The sequence below is a fragment of the Alteromonas sp. Cnat3-28 genome (assembly GCF_022348265.1).
In the GTDB taxonomy this organism is placed as follows: Bacteria; Pseudomonadota; Gammaproteobacteria; order Enterobacterales; family Alteromonadaceae; genus Alteromonas; species Alteromonas macleodii.
The window spans coordinates 23,384-44,627 of record NZ_JAKREY010000014.1 but is presented as its reverse complement, the minus strand read 5'-3'; the positions used below and the strand labels follow the sequence as shown (position 1 = coordinate 44,627).

21 protein-coding genes and 1 tRNA gene are annotated in these 21,244 nt (G+C 43.5%); 6 read left to right on the top strand and 16 right to left on the bottom strand.

The genetic code is table 11. The features are described 5' to 3' along the window. Nucleotides 1–72 precede the first annotated feature (72 nt). The 4 genes from MHM87_RS14420 to MHM87_RS14405 form a co-directional block, all read right to left on the bottom strand. Nucleotides 73–648, bottom strand: coding sequence for an outer membrane beta-barrel protein (locus MHM87_RS14420; RefSeq protein WP_069943827.1), 576 nt, complete (start codon nucleotides 646–648; stop codon nucleotides 73–75). Nucleotides 649–818: 170 nt separating this feature from the next. Beyond that, nucleotides 819–1,994 (bottom strand): MFS transporter, encoded by a 1,176-nt coding sequence (locus MHM87_RS14415; RefSeq protein ID WP_239259753.1) that lies wholly within the window; start codon nucleotides 1,992–1,994, stop codon nucleotides 819–821. Nucleotides 1,995–2,243: 249 nt separating this feature from the next. After that, a complete protein-coding gene (locus MHM87_RS14410; protein ID WP_156086002.1) occupies nucleotides 2,244–2,420 on the bottom strand; it encodes a hypothetical protein in 177 nt (58 codons plus the stop codon). Nucleotides 2,421–2,443: 23 nt separating this feature from the next. Next, nucleotides 2,444–3,163, bottom strand: a complete 720-nt coding sequence (locus MHM87_RS14405; RefSeq protein WP_239259750.1) for a zeta toxin family protein — start codon at nucleotides 3,161–3,163, stop codon at nucleotides 2,444–2,446. 531 nt (nucleotides 3,164–3,694) lie between these two features. Here MHM87_RS14405 and MHM87_RS14400 point away from each other — a divergent pair. Both MHM87_RS14400 and MHM87_RS14395 read left to right on the top strand, forming a co-directional pair. Then, nucleotides 3,695–3,838, top strand: a complete 144-nt coding sequence (locus tag MHM87_RS14400; protein WP_168532580.1) for a hypothetical protein — start codon at nucleotides 3,695–3,697, stop codon at nucleotides 3,836–3,838. Continuing rightward, nucleotides 3,831–4,265, top strand: a complete 435-nt coding sequence (locus MHM87_RS14395) for a hypothetical protein (RefSeq protein ID WP_168532578.1) — start codon at nucleotides 3,831–3,833, stop codon at nucleotides 4,263–4,265. The genes MHM87_RS14400 and MHM87_RS14395 overlap by 8 nt, the downstream gene beginning before the upstream one ends. A 174-nt stretch (nucleotides 4,266–4,439) precedes the next feature. On the opposite strand, the gene MHM87_RS14390 is transcribed toward MHM87_RS14395, so the two are convergent. After that, on the bottom strand, nucleotides 4,440–5,378 hold the full coding sequence (locus MHM87_RS14390) for a hypothetical protein (RefSeq protein WP_239259748.1): 939 nt from the start codon (nucleotides 5,376–5,378) through the stop codon (nucleotides 4,440–4,442). 319 nt (nucleotides 5,379–5,697) lie between these two features. On the opposite strand from MHM87_RS14390, the gene MHM87_RS14385 reads away from it, so the two are divergent. Further along, the gene (locus MHM87_RS14385; RefSeq protein ID WP_076011447.1) at nucleotides 5,698–7,014 is read left to right on the top strand and encodes an integrase arm-type DNA-binding domain-containing protein; all 1,317 of its coding nucleotides are present in this window, start codon (nucleotides 5,698–5,700) and stop codon (nucleotides 7,012–7,014) included. 89 nt (nucleotides 7,015–7,103) lie between these two features. Here the strand turns inward: MHM87_RS14385 and MHM87_RS14380 are convergent, their stop codons facing one another. From MHM87_RS14380 to MHM87_RS14345, 8 genes are all read right to left on the bottom strand, one after another. Then, nucleotides 7,104–7,973, bottom strand: coding sequence for a cation diffusion facilitator family transporter (locus MHM87_RS14380; RefSeq protein WP_239259746.1), 870 nt, complete (start codon nucleotides 7,971–7,973; stop codon nucleotides 7,104–7,106). 44 nt (nucleotides 7,974–8,017) lie between these two features. Continuing rightward, nucleotides 8,018–11,128: a CusA/CzcA family heavy metal efflux RND transporter gene (locus tag MHM87_RS14375; RefSeq protein ID WP_076026003.1), complete on the bottom strand. Its 3,111-nt coding sequence runs from the start codon at nucleotides 11,126–11,128 to the stop codon at nucleotides 8,018–8,020. 12 nt (nucleotides 11,129–11,140) lie between these two features. Continuing rightward, entirely contained in the window at nucleotides 11,141–12,322 is a 1,182-nt protein-coding gene (locus MHM87_RS14370) for an HlyD family efflux transporter periplasmic adaptor subunit (protein ID WP_076012111.1), read from the bottom strand. Then, nucleotides 12,315–13,577, bottom strand: coding sequence for a TolC family protein (locus tag MHM87_RS14365; protein WP_239259810.1), 1,263 nt, complete (start codon nucleotides 13,575–13,577; stop codon nucleotides 12,315–12,317). The genes MHM87_RS14370 and MHM87_RS14365 overlap by 8 nt, the downstream gene beginning before the upstream one ends. An 80-nt stretch (nucleotides 13,578–13,657) precedes the next feature. Further along, nucleotides 13,658–14,029 carry a hypothetical protein gene (locus MHM87_RS14360; RefSeq protein WP_117315600.1) on the bottom strand — a complete coding sequence of 124 codons (372 nt, stop codon included), beginning with the start codon at nucleotides 14,027–14,029 and terminating at the stop codon, nucleotides 13,658–13,660. 377 nt (nucleotides 14,030–14,406) lie between these two features. Beyond that, entirely contained in the window at nucleotides 14,407–15,228 is an 822-nt protein-coding gene (locus MHM87_RS14355; RefSeq protein WP_117315602.1) for a hypothetical protein, read from the bottom strand. Between the two features lie 25 nt (nucleotides 15,229–15,253). Then, nucleotides 15,254–15,472 (bottom strand): helix-turn-helix domain-containing protein, encoded by a 219-nt coding sequence (locus MHM87_RS14350; RefSeq protein ID WP_076012107.1) that lies wholly within the window; start codon nucleotides 15,470–15,472, stop codon nucleotides 15,254–15,256. Nucleotides 15,473–15,993: 521 nt separating this feature from the next. Next, the gene (locus MHM87_RS14345) at nucleotides 15,994–16,209 is read right to left on the bottom strand and encodes a hypothetical protein (RefSeq protein ID WP_076012115.1); all 216 of its coding nucleotides are present in this window, start codon (nucleotides 16,207–16,209) and stop codon (nucleotides 15,994–15,996) included. A gap of 115 nt (nucleotides 16,210–16,324) precedes the next feature. On the opposite strand from MHM87_RS14345, the gene MHM87_RS14340 reads away from it, so the two are divergent. From MHM87_RS14340 to MHM87_RS14330, 3 genes are all read left to right on the top strand, one after another. Next, entirely contained in the window at nucleotides 16,325–16,597 is a 273-nt protein-coding gene (locus MHM87_RS14340; RefSeq protein WP_076012106.1) for a helix-turn-helix transcriptional regulator, read from the top strand. A 547-nt stretch (nucleotides 16,598–17,144) separates the two neighbouring features. Further along, complete coding sequence (locus MHM87_RS14335; protein WP_232366449.1) at nucleotides 17,145–17,363, top strand: hypothetical protein; 219 nt, start codon at nucleotides 17,145–17,147, stop codon at nucleotides 17,361–17,363. Continuing rightward, complete coding sequence (locus MHM87_RS14330) at nucleotides 17,356–18,234, top strand: site-specific integrase (RefSeq protein WP_117315606.1); 879 nt, start codon at nucleotides 17,356–17,358, stop codon at nucleotides 18,232–18,234. Before MHM87_RS14335 ends, MHM87_RS14330 begins: the two co-directional genes overlap by 8 nt. A gap of 38 nt (nucleotides 18,235–18,272) precedes the next feature. Here the strand turns inward: MHM87_RS14330 and MHM87_RS14325 are convergent, their stop codons facing one another. The 3 genes from MHM87_RS14325 to MHM87_RS14315 form a co-directional block, all read right to left on the bottom strand. Continuing rightward, the gene (locus MHM87_RS14325; RefSeq protein WP_117315608.1) at nucleotides 18,273–19,640 is read right to left on the bottom strand and encodes an AAA family ATPase; all 1,368 of its coding nucleotides are present in this window, start codon (nucleotides 19,638–19,640) and stop codon (nucleotides 18,273–18,275) included. 1 nt (nucleotide 19,641) lies between these two features. Next, nucleotides 19,642–20,622, bottom strand: coding sequence for a reverse transcriptase family protein (locus MHM87_RS14320; RefSeq protein WP_117315610.1), 981 nt, complete (start codon nucleotides 20,620–20,622; stop codon nucleotides 19,642–19,644). Between the two features lie 453 nt (nucleotides 20,623–21,075). Beyond that, a tRNA-Ile gene (locus tag MHM87_RS14315) sits at nucleotides 21,076–21,152 on the bottom strand. Nucleotides 21,153–21,244 lie beyond the last annotated feature (92 nt).

The window sequence follows — 21,244 nt, the reverse complement described above, 5'->3', positions numbered from 1 at the left end:
TTGCGTAGCTCAATAAAAAAGCCACGTTGTGTAACGTGGCTTTGTTGCGAGTACGTTAACCCATCAAAGGTGTTAGAAGGTGTAACGTGCAGATACGCCTAGTAGGTCAACATCATCAGCTATAACGTAAGTAGCGCCGAAAGAGAATTGTGGTGTAAAGAAATAGTCTGCGCCAATTTCAAAAGCTGTTTCGTCGTCTTCAATGTCGATATAGCGGATAGCACCGCGAAGCTCAAATTGCTCTGACAGCATTGAACGAATACCGGCAGTAATGCCATAGCCATTGTCGTCTTCACCCGAAATAGAGTCTAGTTCGATATCGAGATTTACATATTCGTAAGTAACTTCACCAAAAAAGTCCGTATTCTGAGTTAGACCATATCTATAACCGACACCTGCAGACACGTAGTCCAAATCAATATCAACTCCAGATACATCTTCACTTAACTGACCATAACGACCTGTCAGGTATACATTTTCGTTAAGTGATTTGAAGCCTTGAATTTGAAAACCGGTAGGCTCGAAGTCGCCTGCGTCTTCAATATCTGCTTGTACGTATCCAGCTTTAACGAAGTCATATGAAGGCGAAGCTGCGAAAGCATTTAAAGAAAGCGCGCCAAAGATACTGGCGAGAATAGTACGTTTCATTGTTTCTAATATCCTTTTAACAATAATTGCTCCCAACCACTTCGGGAGCCTCATCATTATGGGGATGGATTTTAGAAATCAAATGGGCAACACGACTCAATTTTCACTATTAAACACCTTAAGTGGTGTACGTTTTATCATTACAACGGCATTGCCGTACAAGAGCTTAGTTAATTCCTCTTCAGTATTGTACAGATGAGGATACTTGAAACGCTTAAGCCGCAAGAGGACAAACAAAAAGAAATGATAGGTTCTAGGGAAATTAAGGTCACCGCGTAAGCGCCTATTGCTGCACCTGTTAGGTGAAAAAAGCCGGTTAGCGCCGCTAAAAAACCTGCGGATTTATCAGAGTAGCTAAGCATGATAGTTACGCTGCAGGGCATTGCGATGCCAATAAAAAAGAAGGTGATATAGCAATAAGTCAAAATACCCATTAACCCTTTTATTGCGAAGGGGGAAATAAGTAACCAAAAAAGCACAGAAAGCACAGCGATAAACAAGCTTGAATACTTGAATTTAAACAATGGTGAAACAGAGGCTAGTCGAATATTGATTATGCTTCCCATCACAAAAGACAGCGTGGCTAGAAGCGAATATATCGAGAACACAGTTTTGGTGAGTCCGAATTGCTGCATTATCATAGACGGCGAGATGGTAATGAAGCTAAACACAATGCCATAAAGTAAACCGCTGGCCATCCCCACTGAGACGATTTTCATCATTGTGCTTTTAATAAGCGCTAAAGTATCGCTAAAGACGTTCTCTGAGGTTGTCGGCATATACTGTTTGAGGGTGGTGGAAACTGAAAGCAGTAAAAGTAAGGCGAATACTCCCATTACTAGTACAAAATAAAAGATAGATGAAACTCCGAAGGACTCGCCAATTAGTGTACCTACTAGTGGCGCTATTGCTGGCGCGATAGCGAATGCAATGTTGACAAACGAAAGTGAAACATTCAGCTGCTTTTCGCTAAATATCTGACGTGACAGTCCGCGCGATACTGAAACGCCAACCCCACCGCCTAAGCCTTGAATGACTCTTCCTACAAGAAAGGTATTTTCTTCGGTGGCAAGTGCCACCATAAGCGTACCGGCGATGAAAACAAAGACTCCATACAGTAGAAACTTTTGTTTGTTTAGGTAGTCGCAGGCGACACCAGACACTAACTGCGAAAGTGAGAACGCGATAAGAAACACGGCCACGCTTTTTTCAATTATTCCCACATGGCTGTCGTATATAGCAGCCAAGTCAAAAAAGAAGGGGCTATAAATGCTAGTAGAGAGTTGGCCAAGAATAGACAAAATGGTGAAGGTTACCGTCAGCGAATAAAACGTATGGCTTGACATGGTGTGCTTCATTTACGGGGAACCAAACTATGGGTAAAGAGACAGTGCAGTTAGGCTACAGATTTGGTGTTACAGTTTTAATAAAGACGCTTTTTTTAAGTTTGAGAAAACTGATATCGTGATGATATAAGCGAGTGGTGACTGGTAATTCTAGAAAAAATGGTGGCCCCACCCTGACTTGAACAGGGGGCAGCTTTAATAGCATAAAAGAGATAAAACAATAGAGGGAGTGTCTGACTCCCTCGAATATCAGCGAGTTTGTAGTAGCTCAGCCTGCTTCACTACTGAATTCTGAGATTCTACAGCTCTATCAATAACACGGCTGTATACTTTTTTCTTTTTAGACGAGTCGGCGTTGCGAACGAACTCAGACAGGCTGGAGTTGTACTTTGTTGTCTGGCCGTTTTTTAATCTGGCAAACATCATTATTCTCCCATTTTATTGCCCAATTAATGAGCGGGCAGCGATTGTATCAGGGTAGTAAGCGTCTCGCGAGTAAATTTATGCTTAACATGATTTTCTACAGCCTGAATGTTGGCGTGGTACATGCGAGTGCCCCCCTCGTTGTCCTTTAACAGTAGATCTATTTTTATCTGACCACCAAATTGTTGCTTTAGTTTCCGTACTACCGCTTGAGATTCTAAAAATTGCTCAACAAATATTTCAGGGTTAATCCGTCTACCTTCGACTCGCTCTCTAGATTGAACAAACTTCCATGCTAACTCTGGTGACTGGTATACGAACAATACGAGAACTGCGCGACCTCGATCAATAGCCCGTTTAATGTTTTTCTCTGCTATAGCGTAATTTGATAGCGTTCCATCAAGTAAAAATGATTGCTTACGCTTAAACGCATTGTCCAGAGTTCGTTCTACAATAGAGGAGACAGCTCTTTGAAATAGGAATGAATTGTCTCCAGTGTATTGTTCGAAGTAGTGGCGCAATTCGTCGGGATCTAATCGAATAACATTAGTAGCCTCAACTTCTTGCAGAAACTCTCTGGAGGTTTCGGTTTTCCCCGCGCCAGGGGAGCCGGCCATAAAGACCGCTACAGGCTCATCTTCAGGAGGGAATCTTTTTCTGTCAGTCAGCTCGTTTGCAATGGCAGTACGGTTCTTCTTAGCAAACTTAATCGCTTCTTGTTCAATACGCTTTTCGTCTTCAGTCATCTTGAGTTTGCAACCGATACCGCTGATATTTATATACGTACAGTAACGTTCAGTAATAGATAAATAAATAAAAACTAGAAGGTAACAAATAGTTGATTACTTAAAAACTAGGCAAAGGAACAGCGTTGGCTTGTACATTAAGGTCATTTACTTAAACGTTTTGAAGCAAATATTTCTGACTCCGTTTACCGTCGATACGAATCAAAGGCAAGTAATAGATATTTAAGCATATTACGCTATGGAAGAAGATGGGGCAGTTCAGAAGAGAATTACCTACGTCGATATTGACTAATAATACTGTTCTGCTCCAAGACATTGCCAAATACGTAGGTAAGAATATAGATGGTGGTAGCTAGATACTGATACAGACTATGAAGGTAATTGGGCTGAGTTTGTTACCACTATGGGCGGTGTAATGTTCAATCTGCACAATTAATTATTTCGCGGGTATTACCCACATTAGCAGCACAGAGCGAAAAGGTTGAGTTCGAGCTCGATACCGCTGCTTCTCTTGCTGAACAAACGGAGCAAGTGTTAGCGGCAACCTCAAAGGGGGGATTGTCACCTGACAGTGTGCAGCGAATAATTCAGATAATTGGGGCGCTTGGTGAAATCCGCCACCTTGAAGATATTGAGGACCGCTTAGCTGCTTTGGAGGGGAATGCCAATGCCTAAGATAAATATAGAAGAACGTTTCATCATCCCTACAAATCATATGAAAGAGTTTGCACCTCTCTTATACAGATATGCACCAGAGGACTGCTTTCGGCTGACTAAGTTTTATGATGATTGTGGTCAAATGTTTTGGCCACACGATAAGCATCTGCGCACAGTGCGTTGCCTATTTCTTCAAACAGGGCAGGGTGAGTTTAAGTTGGTAGTTGCAGAGGACATAGAAAAGTTATTCGATTACAGTGATAAGAATATCCCAGCTACTTGTATTCGCTGTGATGTACCTGCAAATGAACTTGCTAGTTTTATGGAACCAGATCTTGGGATTGCCAGTTTTATTGCTGTTCGGCATCCACATCACAACCAACGTGTTGAGACGCTATGTATGCTTGCTGATATTTACTTCCCGAGTAAAGATAATGCGGCATAGTGCTAGAACAAAAGTGCTGCAACGAATTGCAGCACTTGAAAATCAGCAGCATAAGGACGCAAACAAACCTTATGCTCTTTTTCCTGTTAGAGAGTCACTAGTGGACTGGGAGCTACTTGCTGCACCTTTGCAAGCTCACCTCAAAGCTAATGTTAAGACAGGTGAACCAGTTTGTTATTGACTTTCAGATCTTGATTTTCTGTACGGGGACTGGGATTTTTCCTCAAATTTTGAAGTATCAAATTTGTCCGAGACTTTTTGTAATAGCTGGTTCATATTTCCTGGCATTTCGTATGTTATGCCCGAAAGGCGATGGTAATTGGCGTCTTCTGGGAAATGAACTTTTTCTACTAGTAATTCTTTGTCTAAGTCAGACCGTAGACATGTGTGAGCGGCTACTGGAAACTCATTAAGAAATTTGCTGAATTGATAAGTTAAATCATCCGTTAACTTTATAACGTATTCTGTTAACTGAGCGCATTTCATTAAAAGGTGGAAAGGAACAGGGCTATCATTTTTAACCTCAAGAAACTCTAAAAATTTCTTTGACTCAAAAATCATTACCTCTATTTGTCCCCGCATCATGTTTCTCTTCTCCCATACAGCCAAAAGATGATTGTAATTAAAGAAAAGGGCGTGAACTTGGCTAATCTGTCTCCATTTTGATTCATCTTCACCATCGTTCTTTGGCAACAAAAAAGTCAAAGAGTCTATAAAATGCAAATCTACTGGCTGCGCTTGCATCGCAATAATCTCTGGTAAGTCCATTATTCTTTGAGGGTAATCTTTCGAAAGTGAACCTCTGTAGTTATCTTTGATTGACAATAGCTTTGTAAAACAAGATTCGGCTAACAATACAGTGTGATTAATTGCCTCTATCTTTCTATTTTCGCGGTCGATGTTTTGAGTTAGCTTGAACTGCCGATTCTGTTGCTTTTTTGCAAATTTATGGGTGAAGAACACTGTAATAAAAGCGATCAGTATGGTGATTAGTAAAGGTAATATTTTGTCAAAAAATATACTCTTTTCCGCAGCTTTACGAATTACCTCTATAAGATCTATCAACAAGGCCAATTGTAATTGAGAGTCAAGTTTATCGGGAGTTAAATCCATTTCTTATCCGAATATGATACGTAAACGTAAGTAACTAAAGTACCACCACACAGGACAGTAAAAAACCTAAATATAAATGATGATTCAAGGGGATAACTATGAAGGGAAATGGTGGCCCCACCCTGACTTGAACAGGGGACCTGCCGATTATGAGGCTCAAACCGAGCCTTTACCGATAGTTACTTTATTTACTTGCTAATTACTTATTGTTTCATATAAATCAGTAGGTTATTGCGGTTTTGTTATCTCTGTTGCTTAATTTTTTAAGCAATTCAGCGCATTAGATTTTGCGCTCAAAGTAGCACAGAGGTAGCACAGTATGTCAGCAACAAAATTCAGATTTACAGAACAGGCCATTGAAAAACTGTCAGGCTCAGACAAACGGGCTCGATATTACGACGTTCAAATGCCAGGTCTCATCATTGATGTTCTTCCATCAAATAAGAAGACGTTTCGGGTTTATAAGAAGCTTCCAGGCACACAAAAGCCATTGTCGGTTACTATCGGCTCTTTTCCATCCATTGCAGTAGAGCAGGCCCGTAAGCAAGCTAGAAAGGCGATGGCGGATATTGCTGATGGAATGAACCCCAACGATAGCAAACGTCACTTCAGGGCCGCCTCAGTCACATTGGAGACCGTTTACGAGAGCTATAAACTTTCCAGAAAGCTTAAAGAAACTACGTTACGTGGCTACGAGCAGGTGATGGACTGTTATTTTGACGATTGGGCAAAGAAGCGTATGGCTGACCTTACAGAAACCCGCATCTATCGTCGGCATTGTGAACTGACTAAGCGAAGCCCTGCACAGGCCGACTTAGCTATGAGAACGCTCAGAGCGCTGTTTAACTTTGCTAGGGCTGAGTATAAATCCTCAGACGGCAGAACTTTGTTTCCTCACAACCCTGTTACTGTCCTGTCGGAAAAACGCTGCTGGAACAACGTAGCCCGCAAGCAGACAAGACTCCGACCTTCTCAGCTTAAGCCATTTCTTGCAGTTGTTCATGAGATGCGTGAGGACGCCATTGTTCATCGACAAGATTTCACTGCAACAGTATGTGACTTTGTTGAATTTATGGCATTTACCGGATTACGCAAAACTGAGTTGCTGGAGCTGGAATGGAAAAACGTATTTTTAGATGATCATCTCTTTTGCCTGGACGACACAAAAAATGGCCATGGTCTGGAATTACCAATCACCACGCCGCTGGAGGAAATCCTTAAGAGAAGGGCTAAGTACCGCGTTTCGGGTTTTGTTTTTGGTGCCGACAATCATCATGGGAGAGTGATGGAGCCAAAGAAAATAATTAAACAAATGAACGAACGCACGGATGTTTCTTTCACACTGCATGATCTTCGCCGCACCTTCTGTTCGGTTGCTGAAACTATTGGGGTAGGTACATACACATTGAAAAGGCTACTGAATCATAAGACCAGTCGCAGTGATGTTACTGCTGGCTACACCGTGCTTACAGCAGAAGAGCTAAGGGAACCAGCAGATAGAATCTGTCAGAGGCTATTGGAATACGCAGGCGTAAAGTCAACCGATAAAGATAGCGCCATTGATGACTTGACGAGGAAATTGGCGAGTTTGTCTAAATCGCAAAGGCTTGAACTTATGTCAGCATTATTGGCCTAGAGTATATCTCACAGTTAAAATGGGTGGTGACCATTCCTGAGGTAAAAAGTCGTTTCATAGTGGCTACATCGCCCATTTTTTAAATACTATTAATCAGCATCCCGACATTCTTCGCTGGTTAGCTCAATTTCAATAGTGGTATGCGATAACTCAAACTCTTGTAGCGCGTTGGATACACTTTCTTTAAGTTCGAGGTATTCAGCTTTCGACTCAAACTGACTAACGACGTGAACTGTCGCGACATGGTGCTCACCATCTAATGACCAGATATGCAGGTGATGCAGATCGCTCACAGCATCAAGTTCAAGCAGTTTATCAGTCACCTTTTGTAAAAGACTGTTGTCTGGTGACGCCTGAAAAAATAGCTTCACGGTGCTGATGAGGTTTCGGATAACGTTGAACAGAATGAATAGCGTAAATCCGATGGAAAGAACTGGATCCAGAACGGGCCAGTCTTTGAACTGCATAACAATAGCGACAATGAGTACCGCTACCCAACCTAAAACGTCTTCGAGTAGATGCCAGTTCAGAACTTTTTCATTCAACGATTTACCACCATGTAATTTATAAGCGGCGAAGCCATTGACCAGTACGCCAAGAATAGCCAGTGCAATCATGCCTTCTGTTTCTGGTATCTCTGGATTACTCAGCCGTGGCACTGCTTCATAAAGGATCCAGGCAGAACCAACGATTAAAACAATGCCGTTTATCAGCGCCCCGAGTAAGCTCAGCCGCCGATAGCCATAGGTAAACTCTTTCGTTGCGCTTTTAGTGCCGAGTTTATTCAGAAGCCACGCACTGCCAATTGACAATGTGTCACCTAAGTCATGCACGGCATCCGCCATAATAGCGGTACTGTTTGTTAACCATCCTCCAATAAACTCAATGATAGTGAAGCCAAAATTGAGGAAAAAAGCCCAGCCAATTTTTTCTGAGCTTTGGGAATGTGAGTGCCCCATACATACTCCTGTCGTGCCCTGGTTTTATCCAGGGCATTGTTGTTTTACTGTTTATCCGCTTTCCTGTGCACCAGTTGGTATAAGGTTGGGAGCACGAACAGTGTAAGTAAAGTCGATGAGATAATGCCGCCGATAACCACCGTCGCGAGCGGCCGTTGAACCTCAGCACCGGTGCCTGTGTTCAGTGCCATGGGCACAAAGCCAAGACTTGCTACCAGGGCAGTCATCAAAACGGGACGAAGCCTGACTATTGCCCCCTCAATGACAGCGGTGTAGAGCTCGCCTTTTTCAAACCACAACTGCCTGATAAAGGCGAGCATCACTAAACCATTCAATACGGCGACGCCTGACAATGCGATAAACCCTACACCGGCAGAAATAGACAGCGGCATACCCCGAATCCACAGTGCAAGTACGCCCCCAGTTAGTGCCAGCGGCACACCGGTGAAGATGATTAAAGCATCCTTTACTGAACCAAATGCAAGAATAAGGATGCCGACGATGAGCGCCAGCGTTACCGGGACCACCCAGGACAATCTTTTGCTGGCCGATTCCAACTGCTCGAACGTTCCGCCATATTCCAGCCAGTAGCCATCTTGTAGTTTCAAGTCTTCATTCAACGTAACCTGCAACTCTGCGACAAAACTACCCAGATCGCGCCCGCGAACGTTGGTTGTAACGACCACGCGGCGTTTGCCGTTTTCCCGACTGATTTGTGCTGGCGCGGGTTTGACTTCTAATGTGGCCACCTCCTGTAGCGGCACATACCCATCGGGTGTGGGGACTGGCAGTACCTTAAGCTTTTGAACGTCGCGTCGTAGTTGCTCTGGTAGGCGAATTACCAGTTTAAAGCGCCGGTCTCCCTCATAGATCAAGCCTGCTTGCTGACCACCGATACTGGTCGAAACCAGAGATTGGATATCGTCTATATTGAGGCCATAGCGTGCCATTACATCACGTTTAGGAATGACTGATAGCATAGGCAGACCGTCTACCTGCTCAACACGGGTATCTGCAGCGCCAGATAACCCTTTCGTCAGTGATGCAACCGAATTTGCTGATGCCAGCAATGTATCCAGGTCATCACCAAATACTTTAATCGCAATGTCGGCTCTGACACCGGAAATTAACTCGTTAAAGCGCATCTGGATAGGCTGCGTAAACTCGTAGTTATTGCCCGGTAGCGCAGTGACTGCTTTCTCAAGCTCCTTAATGAGCTGCGATTTAGGCTTATCCGGAGTGGGCCACTCAGAGCGGGGCTTGAGCATCACAAATGTGTCGGCAACATTGGGTGGCATGGGGTCGGTGGCCACCTCTGGCGTACCCACTTTCGCGTATATCTTGTCAACTTCTTCAAAGTCGATAATGGTTTTTTCAAGGAGTTCCTGCATTTCAACAGACTGCTCTAATCCCGTACCTGTAATACGCAGTGCATGCAGCGCGATATCCCCCTCGTCTAGCTGTGGGATGAACTCAGAACCTAATGTAGAGGCAAGCCATGAGCAAACCACAACGAGACCCAGCGCGCCTGCCAGAATAAGCGATTTGAACTTAAGCACCCACTCAAGCGCAGGTCGATAAATGGCTTTCGCCCCGCGGATTATAATGCTCTCTTTTTCGCTGATTTTTCCGCGCATAAATACGGCGATCGCAGCAGGCACAACTGTGAGCGACAATACCATCGCACAAAGTAGTGCGATTACCACGGTTGTTGCCATGGGGTGAAACATTTTTCCCTCTACGCCAGAAAGGGTAAATATAGGTAAGTACACGGCTGTGATGATACCCACGCCAAACAAGCTGGGGCGAATAACTTCTATAGTGGCGTCTTTAACCTCCTGTAAGCGTGCTTTAAGCGCCAGTAAGCCACCTTGTTGTTTTTGGGCTTCTGAGAGCCTGCGAATACAGTTCTCCACGATGATGACAGCGCCGTCCACAATCAAACCAAAGTCCAGCGCGCCGAGACTCATCAGGTTGGCAGAGACGCCCCGCTGAACCATGCCGGTAATAGTCATCATCATCGCGATTGGGATAACAGCCGCCGTAATGAGGGCGGCACGGATGTTTCCTAACAGTAAAAACAGGATGACGATAACTAGCAGTGCGCCTTCCAGAAGGTTTTTTTGTACAGTCTGGATGGCTTTGTCTACTAGCGTAGTGCGGTTATATACCACCTCTGCCTTAACCCATTCAGGCAATGATGTTTGTATTTGCTGAAATTTATCATTGGTGAGCGCTGCAACTTCACGCGAGTTTTCTCCGACCAACATCATCACGGTGCCCATCACGGTTTCTTTGCCGTTTCGGGTTGCTGCCCCTGTGCGCAGTTCTTTGCCCAGTCCCACTTCGGCGACATCTTTGACTAAAACAGGCACGGAACCTTTACGGCCGACAACAACGTTACTGATATCCTCAATTGATTTTAACTGGCCCGGTGAGCGGACTAACAATTGTTCGCCATTGTTCTCTATATACCCGGCTCCAGCATTGTCATTGTTGCTTACCAACGCTTTGCGGATATCTGCCATAGTCACACCCATTTCCAGCATCTTCGCTGGATGTGGCATCACGTGATACTGCTTGTCGTATCCCCCTATGGTATTCACTTCCACCACGCCTTTAACCTGAGCCAGTTGTGGTTTGATTATCCAGTCCTGAACTTCACGAAGTGCCATAGGCGTAGCGGACGAGCCGTCCGGCATTTTGGCGCCGTTTTTCGCTTCCAGCGTGTAAACGAAGATTTCACCCAGACCTGTTGCAATCGGTCCCATCTCAGGTTCAAGCCCCGGCGGGAGTACGCTTTTCAGCGTTGCTAACCGCTCATCGATAAGGTTCCGGGCAAAGTAAATGTCAGTTCCTTCTTCAAATACCACGGTGATCTGAGAAAGTCCGTAACGTGAAATAGAGCGCGTATAGGACAAATTGGGCAGACCATATAACGCCGTTTCAACCGGAAAGGTGATCCGCTGCTCAGCTTCAAGTGGCGAATAACCAGGTGCTTCCGTGTTTATCTGAACCTGAACATTAGTAATATCCGGCACCGCATCTATCGGTAGCCGCTGATAACTCCAAATGCCGATGCCTATGATGACGAGCACCAGGGTTAACAGCAGGTAACGCCGCTCGACTGAGAGGCGAACAATATTATCTATCATTTTCTCCCCCCATTAGTGCGCGTGAGATGCGCCGGATTTTTGTATATCCGCTTTGATTAAGTAGCTGTTGTCGACAACATACCTTTGTCCGACAGATAGTCCGGCGACGACTTCGGAAAAGTTGTCGTCCTGCAATCCTAAGGTTACAGGTGTTGCCTGATAAGCATTGCCTTCATTCAGGAACACAACCGGCTTATTGTTCAGGATTTGAATGGCCCGATTTTCTATTTTTACCGGCACCGATTTTTGTTGTGAGTCGACAATGCCTGTGACTAAATCGCCGGGAGAGAGTAGGCCGTCCTTGTTCACCACTTTTACCAGTGCTAGCTGGTAGGGTTGCCCTTCGTGAGAAGGAACAATGCTGGTAATCGTGCTCTCGAGTTGACGACCATTTGCGATAATGTGAACTGATTTACCTTCAGCAACCTGACCACGGTGAGCTGGAAACACCTTTAATTCCGCCCAAAGCACTGAAGTATCAACAATCGTAAAAAGCGGTGTTGTGCGGGTAAGCTCTCCGATATTCAGGTTGCGCGATACGACAACGCCATTGATTGGCGCTTTTACATCGTAAGACTGGAGGCTGTCATTTGACTGCACCTGCGCTATTGCCTCCCCGGCTTTCACAGTCTGGCCAATATCAGTAAAGAGCTGCTCAACAATTCCCGTAAACCGGGCGTGAACCTCGGCACGCTGTTGTGGCGGTATAGTCAACTGACCATAAACCTCGGTGTGCTTTTTTATTTCACCGCCCGTAGCAACGTTTGTGGTTACGCCAGCCTGACTGGAATACGCATCATCTATCTCAGTTCGGGCTTCGTGCTTCTCCCAATCCCACGAAAAGCTATTTTCTCCCAGTGAGAGTGCAATATTCGCGAGAAATGAGTGCGGCTCAGCGATAAAACTTGTGGACCTGAGCCCATTTTCATAGCTTTCAAAATGGATGATGTCCTGACGTCCTCCCATACGATTGAGCGTGACGTTAAGCGCGTCAGGTGGCAGCGGCTGGGAGCGATCAGCCCTTTCGGCCAGTAAATATGCTCCCTCTTTCGTATCCTGAATGCGTAATGTCAACGATACGCTGCTATTGGTAAATGTTTTCGATTCAGCCGTGTGGGATTGTTTACCACTTGCTGCGGCATTGGCATCCGTCAGACACAGTAGTAGTGAGATAATAACTAATAGTCTATTCATGGTTATTCCGGAATTCTTGAGTAGGAGAAGCCTGACCGGATACTCCGGTCCACTGTTCAACGAGTGACTGGTTCACTAACGCGCTTTCGCTCAATTCGATGACCTTTGCACGTGCCCGTATCAACGCATCTCTGGATGCAATCCAATCCTGGTAGCTGTATGCCCCTCGCTGGTAACCTTCGAGCACGAGCGTGGTAGCTGTTTCAAGGTCGGGCAAAACGGTGTCGTTGATATGCTTTACAGCATCAATGGTGAAATTGAGATATTGCTGTGCTTTAAACAGTAATGCTTTTATCTCAAGTATCTGACTGTCTCTGGCAATTACCGCGGCTTCTTTTTTCGCCAGGGCAGCCTGAGTAGCGCCTTGGTTTCTTTGTTCGGCAAAAAGCGGCATGGAAACAGCAGCAACAACAGACGTATCCTGAACTGCCTGAGAGCGCCGTACACCTATGCGCCATGAAATATCAGCACTGGCATTACTTTCTACCAGCTTTTGTTCAGCTTCTTTCACACTGATAGCTTGGGTGAGTCGTTCCACATTTGCTGATTCAAGAAACTGTTGATAAACAGCGGAATACTGCCGTTTTGCGGGAAGGGTACTAAGTGAACCCGAGATTTTATCGATTGCCTCAGCATCTCCCTGCCAAAATAGAGCAAGTGACTGCTTGGCAATAGCGAGAGCCGTTTCAGCGGATGCTTTGTCGACTCTGGCTTGATTGAGTGCGGCTCTGGCGCGCAGAAATTCAGCTTTATTGGTTGCGCCTTTCTCAACGCGCTGTTTAACAATAGATAAGGCTTCATCCGCGAGAGAAACAGACGTTTGTGCCAATGTCAGCCGCTCTTTAGCTGCGAGTGTTTTTACATATTGCCGGGTTAGTTCGCTTAACAGTTTGAGAGAAGCAACATAGCGCTCTGACTGTAACAGGGATAAATTGGCGTCAACTAAGGATACCCTTGCATCGAGCTTTCCTCCCATCTCGAAAACAGAGGAGAGTGAGACCGTCAGCTCAGCATCACTAATGCCTGATGCATCTCCTGAACCGAGCAGGTTTTCTGCTTCAACGCCAACGTGATAAGCCGGAGTGAGATTAGCCAGCGTTCTATCTGCCTCTGTAGCAGTGAGCAGCGACTGATACCGCTGTAAATCCGGGTGTTGCCGCAATGTCAGTCGTGCCGCTTGTTCGAGCGTTATCGTTTTGCTTATTGCAGTGGGTGATATGAATAGCAACACACTACTCACGATCACAGTGCACATACGCCTGCGCGCATGCGAAATAAAAGAGTTCATATTGTAAATCCTGGTCAGTAACTAAATAGATAAAAAATGACTAGGATTCAGGCTCTGGGAGGACGGTCGATACCAGGTTGTAAGTGAGAGGGAGGGAAAGGACGATATGCAGCTAGTGCCATCTCGCCAAATTTACCTAAATGGCTATCAGTATTTTTAAATAATACGATATGGGTAAAATGCCCGTGACAGGAGCAGCAATGGTCACAGTTGTCTGTACCTGCGTTGTCTGCAGCATCTTTATCTGGCTGGCAAACACTGGAGTCCTGAACACACAGTTCATGGTGTGATTCTGAGGCGCTTTCGAAGAAGCTATCAAAAGCAAACGCATCTGAGGCAAACAAAAACAACTGTGCAAACAGCATAAGGGCGGTAATCACCACCTTGCTGCTAGTTCTGTTGTTTTGATGCGATTTCATTGCGTTCCTCGTTCTATTGGCTGCATTAATCTATTAGCTTTAGCGCCGGAGATCAAGAGAAGGCGAAAGTCATATTGAATTTTGTGGACATTACAACAAAGTTTTATGCACAAAATAAGTACGTTCAGTAATAGATAAATAAATAAAAACTAAAAGATAACTAATAGCGACCCTCTACAGCCCAAGCATATTAAGGGCTTCACAGAAGATAGAACTTTTTTGATACACAAACAAAACTTTTTTCGTACGTTGATAAGTCGATTTCAAACCTTTCTCGTACACGAACAGAACTTTTTTCGTACACACGGCGAACTTATTTGGTACACAGCGACAGCAGCTCTTGCAGGCCTTGTCCAATTACTAAATTTGAATGAAGCTCATGAAGCCAGTTGTAATGGTTGAACCGCTGTTTTTCCGCTTCTGAAGGCTATTCCTTTTTCCTTTACCTTAATAGAACATGTTGGTAGGCAGTAGATCACATGCCTGAGAGCCTTGATGACTTTAGCTTTAAATTCGTACAGGTTCTTGCATTTACTTCTTTGGCTATGAAATACAGCTTCAAAAATTGCCCAAGGAATGAAATTACTTTCATTATTGCCCTCTTTATTCATAGAGTAAGCTTTCATATTTAAAAACAGATACAAATCGATTCCTAGTGGCGATCTCCGCTGAAAAAGTAATTGAAGTGCTCTAGAGTCTACAGGCATGGATTTTTTCACATCACTAATTGAGAAAGGTTTGGTTGTTCCTTTCGTATACATTTTTGCTGCCGTAAACCGCTCTTCGTTGGAGATCTTCATATCGAGAGCTGAGCGGAAACTAGAATAGAAGCTTGTCAACTGGCTAGATCCACTTTGCTCTCTTCCCACAACATCGAAAAATGCTTGTCGTTGAGACTTTTTAAGCTCTTCCTCAATTACTTCTTCGATTCCCGTTGTCTTCTCAAGTTTTGTGAATTGAGTTTGCCAGTAACAAATACTCATTCGCCCAAATGTGCCACCTGGAATACCGCTTTCGCATTCCAACTTTAAAGTTCGCCTGGCGTTTTCTTTTTCAGCCCATGTTATCGGTACGGTTTGCTTTTGGTGCAAAGGTAGTAGTACCGGATCAATAAGCACTGTCGGGTAGTACGCTATATATTTTTTGGGGACATCTTCGCAAAAAGATAACTCCCGGATTAGTTCGCTTGCGGATTTCATTAGATATTTACATCCTATACGCAAACTAACCGCTTGTTTTCTGACTATCTATCCAATTGTCAAAATCTTTGGAAGGAAAGAGTAACTTCCCATTCATTTTTATGTATGGGGGGACGGGGTTTTGCTCACCATATACGCGGTTTCTGTATATGCGATTGTATATGGTTCTTTTACTTGAGCGGAGTATGGCCGCTACCTCTTCTAATAAATAGAAGTCAGGCTTTGGTTTTAAGTGTCGGTTCATCACAGTAGTTACCTCTGTTCACTGGTAATGTTCAATGCTTACCGATGAAACTACAACGCAATGAGCAACGGGGTGGTCGAAAAACTAGGGTGACTTTGAGGGGGTTTTTCTGTTTTTAGGAAAAAGCGACATTAAGCTGCCAATTTGAGGCGTAGCTTTGATTAAAAAATGAACTGTGAATTTGGCATGCCAAATTAAAAAATGGAAAAGTCAGGCCTGAACAGCGGCTTTAATGCTGTTTATTCACCTTTAGATGAAATAAACACGCAAAGAAAATGACAACGCCTAGAATCAGTGCGCAGCCAGCAAGTAAAGGTCCCATAGTTAGATTCTCCCAGCTTTAATTGCATCAAAAAGATCGTGCTTAAGTTTGTCATAGCGTCGGGTAGCTCGAATAGCCAAAACCATCAATACCCAAACCTGAAACCATTCATATGCTGTCATGTCAGCCTCTTACTGATTTAGTGCCTGTTTTTTCATTAGTCAAAAAAAGACCGCTCAAAATTAGGCATGCCTAATTTCTATAGATAGGTATCGTAAAGCTCGCCTCGCGCCTGAGCGTCCTCAGCCTCTTCACGAGTCATGTGCTCACCATCAGCGATAACATTTCCCATACCATCATCCAGCTTATCCAATTGTTCATTTCCTTTGCTGTCTGTTCCATCACTGCCAAAAAAGGCGCTTACGATGAATAAAGCGACAACCGCTAAAATCCCTAAAAAACCTTCGAATCCCATTTTTACCTCCACGCTCAATTTGGCATGCCAAATTGATGGCTAAGTATTCCTTAGTATCTAGGTGCTATTAAAGCTAAGAAAATCTTAGTTTTCAATAGCAGATGTCGTACACCAATTGAAAGCAAATGATGGTTCGCCGTTCCCAATACGGTTAAAACAGGCAAGAACAAGGGTAGGTCTATCCCAAAAGCAATTAGGGATACAGGCAGGGATGGACAACTTCGTAGCGTCTGCGCGCATGAACCAGTACGAGCGCGGTGTTCATACACCAGACTTTAAAACGGTGCTGTCCTTAAGTGCAGTGCTGAACGTGCCCACTGCATTTCTGTTTTGTGTAGAAGATGATTTAGCTGAAGCGATATTGGAGTTTCATCAAAACAGACAATAGCGAAGTATCGTGACCCCAATAATAAGCCTTTTCATGTTTTTCTATATTTCCGTCTTATTTGCCTGATTGCCTCGTAAATTTTGCTAAGAACCCACCCGTAAAACAGAGGCATCATGAGCAATATCCCTCTCTTTTATTCGGGCGCTCCGCCGCCCGCTATGTCGAAGTCGAAAAATCGCCTTCAACATAGCGGGCGTCTGGGTTCTGGCGCTTACACGCAGAAATTTATTTGCAGATTGCATCCTGATTTATATGCAGGTAATCTTTAAACCACTAGCCCGTTCGGGCAACGAAAAAAGTCGGCGCTCTCCAGCTGCCGTTTCCACGTAGTGAGGCACCCTCACGTCCTTCTAAATATGTCATGCCGCGCCGCATTTTCGGCGTTCAAGTTCGGCGCTTAGTTGCTGCCGTTTCTATCTATTTTGATTTTTAAATCCCAGGCGAGATCGGTCCGAGCCTTGCGTTATGCGCTAAACAGGGGCGAATAGGCTTAAGTGTCGCTGAGCTGATTACAGCCAGTTAATCTTACAACCTAAGGAATGACATAATGTTTAATGAAGTACATGAAGTGTCTCAGCTCAAAGCCGAGACCCGACTAATCGCCAGAAAGCGGCATAAGCCGTCGAAGCTAGACAAATACAGTGTTTACTTGCGTAAACTCTATGAAGAGGGCGCAAGTAAAGCGGAGCTTCAGCGCTGGCTTGTTCGTAGAGGTGTTGCTGTAAACTGGACTACGGTGAAACGTTGGCTGGACAGAAATGCCTAAGTTCGCCAAAGCGAAAACGCAGGCGGAAAATGTAGTTAAAGGGCTAACAAAAGCAAGAATTATCAAGTCATATGGTACAGCCCGTAACTACGAACAAGCTCTTAAAACTGTTGCCAAGTGGACAAAGGAGAACAAACTAAACGGGCTTCAGTCGCTGACACCAGACGTTGCCAGGTATTACCTTGAATACCGCGCCGAAGCTGTAGGACAGAAAGCTCTTGATATGGAGCGTCAGGCCATTCAGTCAATGATGCAACTGAATGGCAAACTCCCTCCTAAAGCAACCATGTACCGCGTAAAGTCAGAGCTGGACGAAATTAAAAGGTCCAGAGCCTACACGTCAGAACAGGCACAAGCGGTATCCGAACATCAAAGTGAAACGCATCAACTTTCCACCCAAATTGCATATGCTGCCGGATTAAGAGCACATGAGCTTCTAACACTTGCCAGAGCAGAGGAGCGAAGCCCTGATAACCGTCCCGCGTTACACTCAAAATGGGCAGGGCGAGAAGGTCAGCTGTACACTGTTCAAGGAAAAGGTGGATTGATACGCCACGTTTTGATTCCTAACGACCTTGTCGTGGAGCTGGAAAAACGCAGATTTAATTATCCAGTGACTGTCAGAGACCGAAGAATAAACTACCTCCAACGTTATGATATTGGAGCCGGGAAGCGATGGTCAGATTCGTTTAGTAAAGCATCTAAGCGCGCTCTGTTTTTCTCTACAGGTGCCCATGGCCTCCGACATAGCTATGCGCAAGAGCGTATGAGCGAATTAATCGCGTTAGGATTTAGGCGAGCTGTTGCTCTGGAAACGGTTTCGCAAGAAATGGGGCATTTCAGGCCTGAGATTACGGAAGTTTATTTGTAGTTAGTTTTCTTATGCTCAAAATACATGGCATCCACAATCTATATATTTAAGAATTTCATTATACTTTCCCGAAAGGTACTAACCTCTTCTGACTTTAATTCCTCTAGGTAGTTGTAAAGCCATTCAGGACTTCGATGCTGGGTATTAGCGTGAACTCTTGTCAATTTCCAAAATAGGTTGCTCGCTTTCTTTCTATAGTTTCCACCCTCAATTGAGTCGACTCTGGGTAATTGCTCATCTCCCTCCAAATATTTTTCATATATAGCTTTCTCAATGCTTGGGAAAGGTAGTAAGAGGACGTCTTCCCTCCCTTGGACATACCTTTCTTCTTGTTGATCTCCATCGAGAACAGCTAACACATTTTCTTTACTGGAAAAGAAGTTCTGGGATTCATTGCGGTCAATCAAGTCAACTACTTGTGAGGCGCCTGCAATATGAATTATTTGGTATTCATGAAAAACAGTACTTTCGTTGTTTGATATAAGAAAATGTAAATAATGTGCTAATCGCTTGTCTTCTGTAAGAATATATTTTCCATAATCCTTAAACCCATACATAACGCTTTTCACAAACTCATATGGTCGGCATTCAATCTCAGTTTTTCCAGATTCTTGATTTGCTTCCATATAGAAAATTTCCCCTGGAAGAAGAGTCTTCATAAGAGCAAGGGAATGCGTAGTGAAAACTATATTCACTTCATAATCTTTGCAGAACTCTCTTAAGCTTTCTATTAAGTGAACCTGTGCGCGGGCATCAAGAGAAATGTCAATTTCATCAATTACAATAAGCTTCTTTCCCTTTTTAATATGCTTAAATAGACTTATTACAAAATACTCCCCAGAACTAAAGTAATCCTCTCTGATATAAAATCTTTCATCCTCATCCCTTAAAACAAAATAGTATTCTTGATTTTTTATTTTTACTTTTTTTAGGTTTGAGAATCTGGTCGTTTGATAAACTCTGTGTAGGAACTCTATTAGATCGTCTGGAGTTGAATAATCACCGATAGCAATTTTGCTTCTTATCTCCTCATCAAGATCGCTTAATCTTCTGAAGTGATGAAATCTTTCTCCATGAGGTAATGCCAGTTCTACAACAATTGAATCGATAACATCTTCATTGATGTATTGCTTTGTATCGACTATTGAAAGTTTTTTATTGAAACTGAATTCAAAATTAAACTCGCCCCACTGATAGGAGATCTTGCTCTCATCATTAAAAATGTAAGGTGCAGCTGTCTCTACGAAAGTACTATGTGTTGAAAGATTTCGTATAGCTCTAATGAGAGTCGTTTTCCCAACCCCATTTTCACCTGCTAGGCAGGTTAGGCCATGAATGGCAAGATTGGTTTTGAATTCGAGGGACTTAATGTGTTGTACATTTCTTATGGTTACTTCAAAGTCCATCTTATTTCACCGACTTCCTAATAAACATGTCAATGACCGTATTTCCATATTTCTTTTTTAACTTTGAAATATAATTTTTGTCCATCGAATTTAGTGATATCAGTTTTCCTGATAGAGACGAAATTCCTATATCCCTGAGCGACGGCTCACCATCACTATTTGACTTGATATTTTTGCTGACATAATCTTTAAACTTTTCTTCATCATTTATAAAAAAATGAAGCATGGTTTCAACGCTTTTCTTGTCTTTATTTGGAATCGTTACGATACCATTGGGCAAGATGTTGAAGCCTAAAATTTTAATCCGTTGACCTTGCAGTTGTACTTTTCTCTTAGCCAGGTTTAAAAATATCTCTGGATTAACCTTTTTGCTTAGTAATTTTTGAATTTTTTCTTCTATTTCTGGTAGAAAAGCATCGGTTTGAGAGGAGATTATGATGTCATCAGCATATCGGGTGTAAGTTAATTCTTCTTTCTTGCATATATTATCTAGGGCGTTGTCAAATTCGAAAAGGCAGAGATTGCTCAAAATTGGAGAGGTTGCGAATCCCGCAGGTATATGGTCATCAACCACTGTTAAATCCAGTAGCCTATCTCTGTAATCTACGATGTCGAGAACAGGAGTGTTTTCTAGTTGTGCTTCAATTGTATGGAGGATGTTTTCCTTCTTGAGACTTCCAAAAAAGTCCTTAATGTCTGCTTGGTAAAATACGCGATTATTAGCATGCTTTTCTACAGCTGTTCTTGTTGACTCCCCTTTTCTATATGAAAAAACAACGTCTTTATTGAATTCTGCGTATTCAAAAACTGCATGGTTAAGGAATCTATGGATCTGTTTTAATTTCGAGCTAGGAGCATACACAGTTCTTTTCTGAAGTGGGATTTTTTTAAATTCACTTTCTATGTCCAGCGTCAAGAACTCATCAAAGGAAACCTTGTTGTGAAATGTAGAAATGAAGATTTCTTCAAAGCTCCTTTTCATACCTAAATACCTTATTCCTTAAAATCAATTCAGATGTATTTTCTGCCGATGGGTCTTCTTACAATATCACAAGTTGAAGGAAACAAAATATGTACATTGAAATAGCGCTAGACCTATTGATAAGTCATTAAAGCTACGATGGAAAGCGGAAAGAGGGAGAAGTAAACTTACGACAGTTTGCATTACATACTTGCGCTACGAATATTTTGATTCCCAAAACATCGTAGCGCAGTTGTAATATGACTCATAGCTCGTAGGGACCTTCATTTGTGACTGGAGATGCTCCTAGTCGAAGGTATGCATATAATATATACGCTGTTCTATTTTCAATCAAGTCATTAAATCGTGGATTGTACTGTTACTTTGGAATAGATGACGCTAATCTATAAGTAGCACAGAGGTAGCACAAGCCATATCAGGTTAGTAATAACTATCGTCGAAGCGTAGGAAAGATGGTGGCCCCACCCTGACTTGAACAGGGGACCTGCCGATTATGAGTCGGATGCTCTAACCAACTGAGCTATGGGGCCATTTTGAGATGTGCTGTGCAGTTTTCTATTGCAAATTGCTATGCATAACAACCACAAGCGAGCGCAAGTATAAGCAGTTTTATTTGCCTTGT

Coding starts and splice junctions, on each gene's coding strand:
- MHM87_RS14420 (WP_069943827.1), bottom strand. CDS start 648: ATGAAACGTACTATTCTCGCCAGTATCTTTGGCGCGCTTTCTTTAAAT.
- MHM87_RS14415 (WP_239259753.1), bottom strand. CDS start 1,994: ATGTCAAGCCATACGTTTTATTCGCTGACGGTAACCTTCACCATTTTG.
- MHM87_RS14410 (WP_156086002.1), bottom strand. CDS start 2,420: ATGATGTTTGCCAGATTAAAAAACGGCCAGACAACAAAGTACAACTCC.
- MHM87_RS14405 (WP_239259750.1), bottom strand. CDS start 3,163: ATGACTGAAGACGAAAAGCGTATTGAACAAGAAGCGATTAAGTTTGCT.
- MHM87_RS14395 (WP_168532578.1), top strand. CDS start 3,831: ATGCCTAAGATAAATATAGAAGAACGTTTCATCATCCCTACAAATCAT.
- MHM87_RS14390 (WP_239259748.1), bottom strand. CDS start 5,378: ATGGATTTAACTCCCGATAAACTTGACTCTCAATTACAATTGGCCTTG.
- MHM87_RS14385 (WP_076011447.1), top strand. CDS start 5,698: ATGTCAGCAACAAAATTCAGATTTACAGAACAGGCCATTGAAAAACTG.
- MHM87_RS14380 (WP_239259746.1), bottom strand. CDS start 7,973: ATGGGGCACTCACATTCCCAAAGCTCAGAAAAAATTGGCTGGGCTTTT.
- MHM87_RS14375 (WP_076026003.1), bottom strand. CDS start 11,128: ATGATAGATAATATTGTTCGCCTCTCAGTCGAGCGGCGTTACCTGCTG.
- MHM87_RS14370 (WP_076012111.1), bottom strand. CDS start 12,322: ATGAATAGACTATTAGTTATTATCTCACTACTACTGTGTCTGACGGAT.
- MHM87_RS14365 (WP_239259810.1), bottom strand. CDS start 13,577: ATGTGCACTGTGATCGTGAGTAGTGTGTTGCTATTCATATCACCCACT.
- MHM87_RS14360 (WP_117315600.1), bottom strand. CDS start 14,029: ATGAAATCGCATCAAAACAACAGAACTAGCAGCAAGGTGGTGATTACC.
- MHM87_RS14355 (WP_117315602.1), bottom strand. CDS start 15,228: ATGAAATCCGCAAGCGAACTAATCCGGGAGTTATCTTTTTGCGAAGAT.
- MHM87_RS14350 (WP_076012107.1), bottom strand. CDS start 15,472: ATGAACCGACACTTAAAACCAAAGCCTGACTTCTATTTATTAGAAGAG.
- MHM87_RS14345 (WP_076012115.1), bottom strand. CDS start 16,209: ATGGGATTCGAAGGTTTTTTAGGGATTTTAGCGGTTGTCGCTTTATTC.
- MHM87_RS14335 (WP_232366449.1), top strand. CDS start 17,145: ATGTTTAATGAAGTACATGAAGTGTCTCAGCTCAAAGCCGAGACCCGA.
- MHM87_RS14330 (WP_117315606.1), top strand. CDS start 17,356: ATGCCTAAGTTCGCCAAAGCGAAAACGCAGGCGGAAAATGTAGTTAAA.
- MHM87_RS14325 (WP_117315608.1), bottom strand. CDS start 19,640: ATGGACTTTGAAGTAACCATAAGAAATGTACAACACATTAAGTCCCTC.
- MHM87_RS14320 (WP_117315610.1), bottom strand. CDS start 20,622: ATGAAAAGGAGCTTTGAAGAAATCTTCATTTCTACATTTCACAACAAG.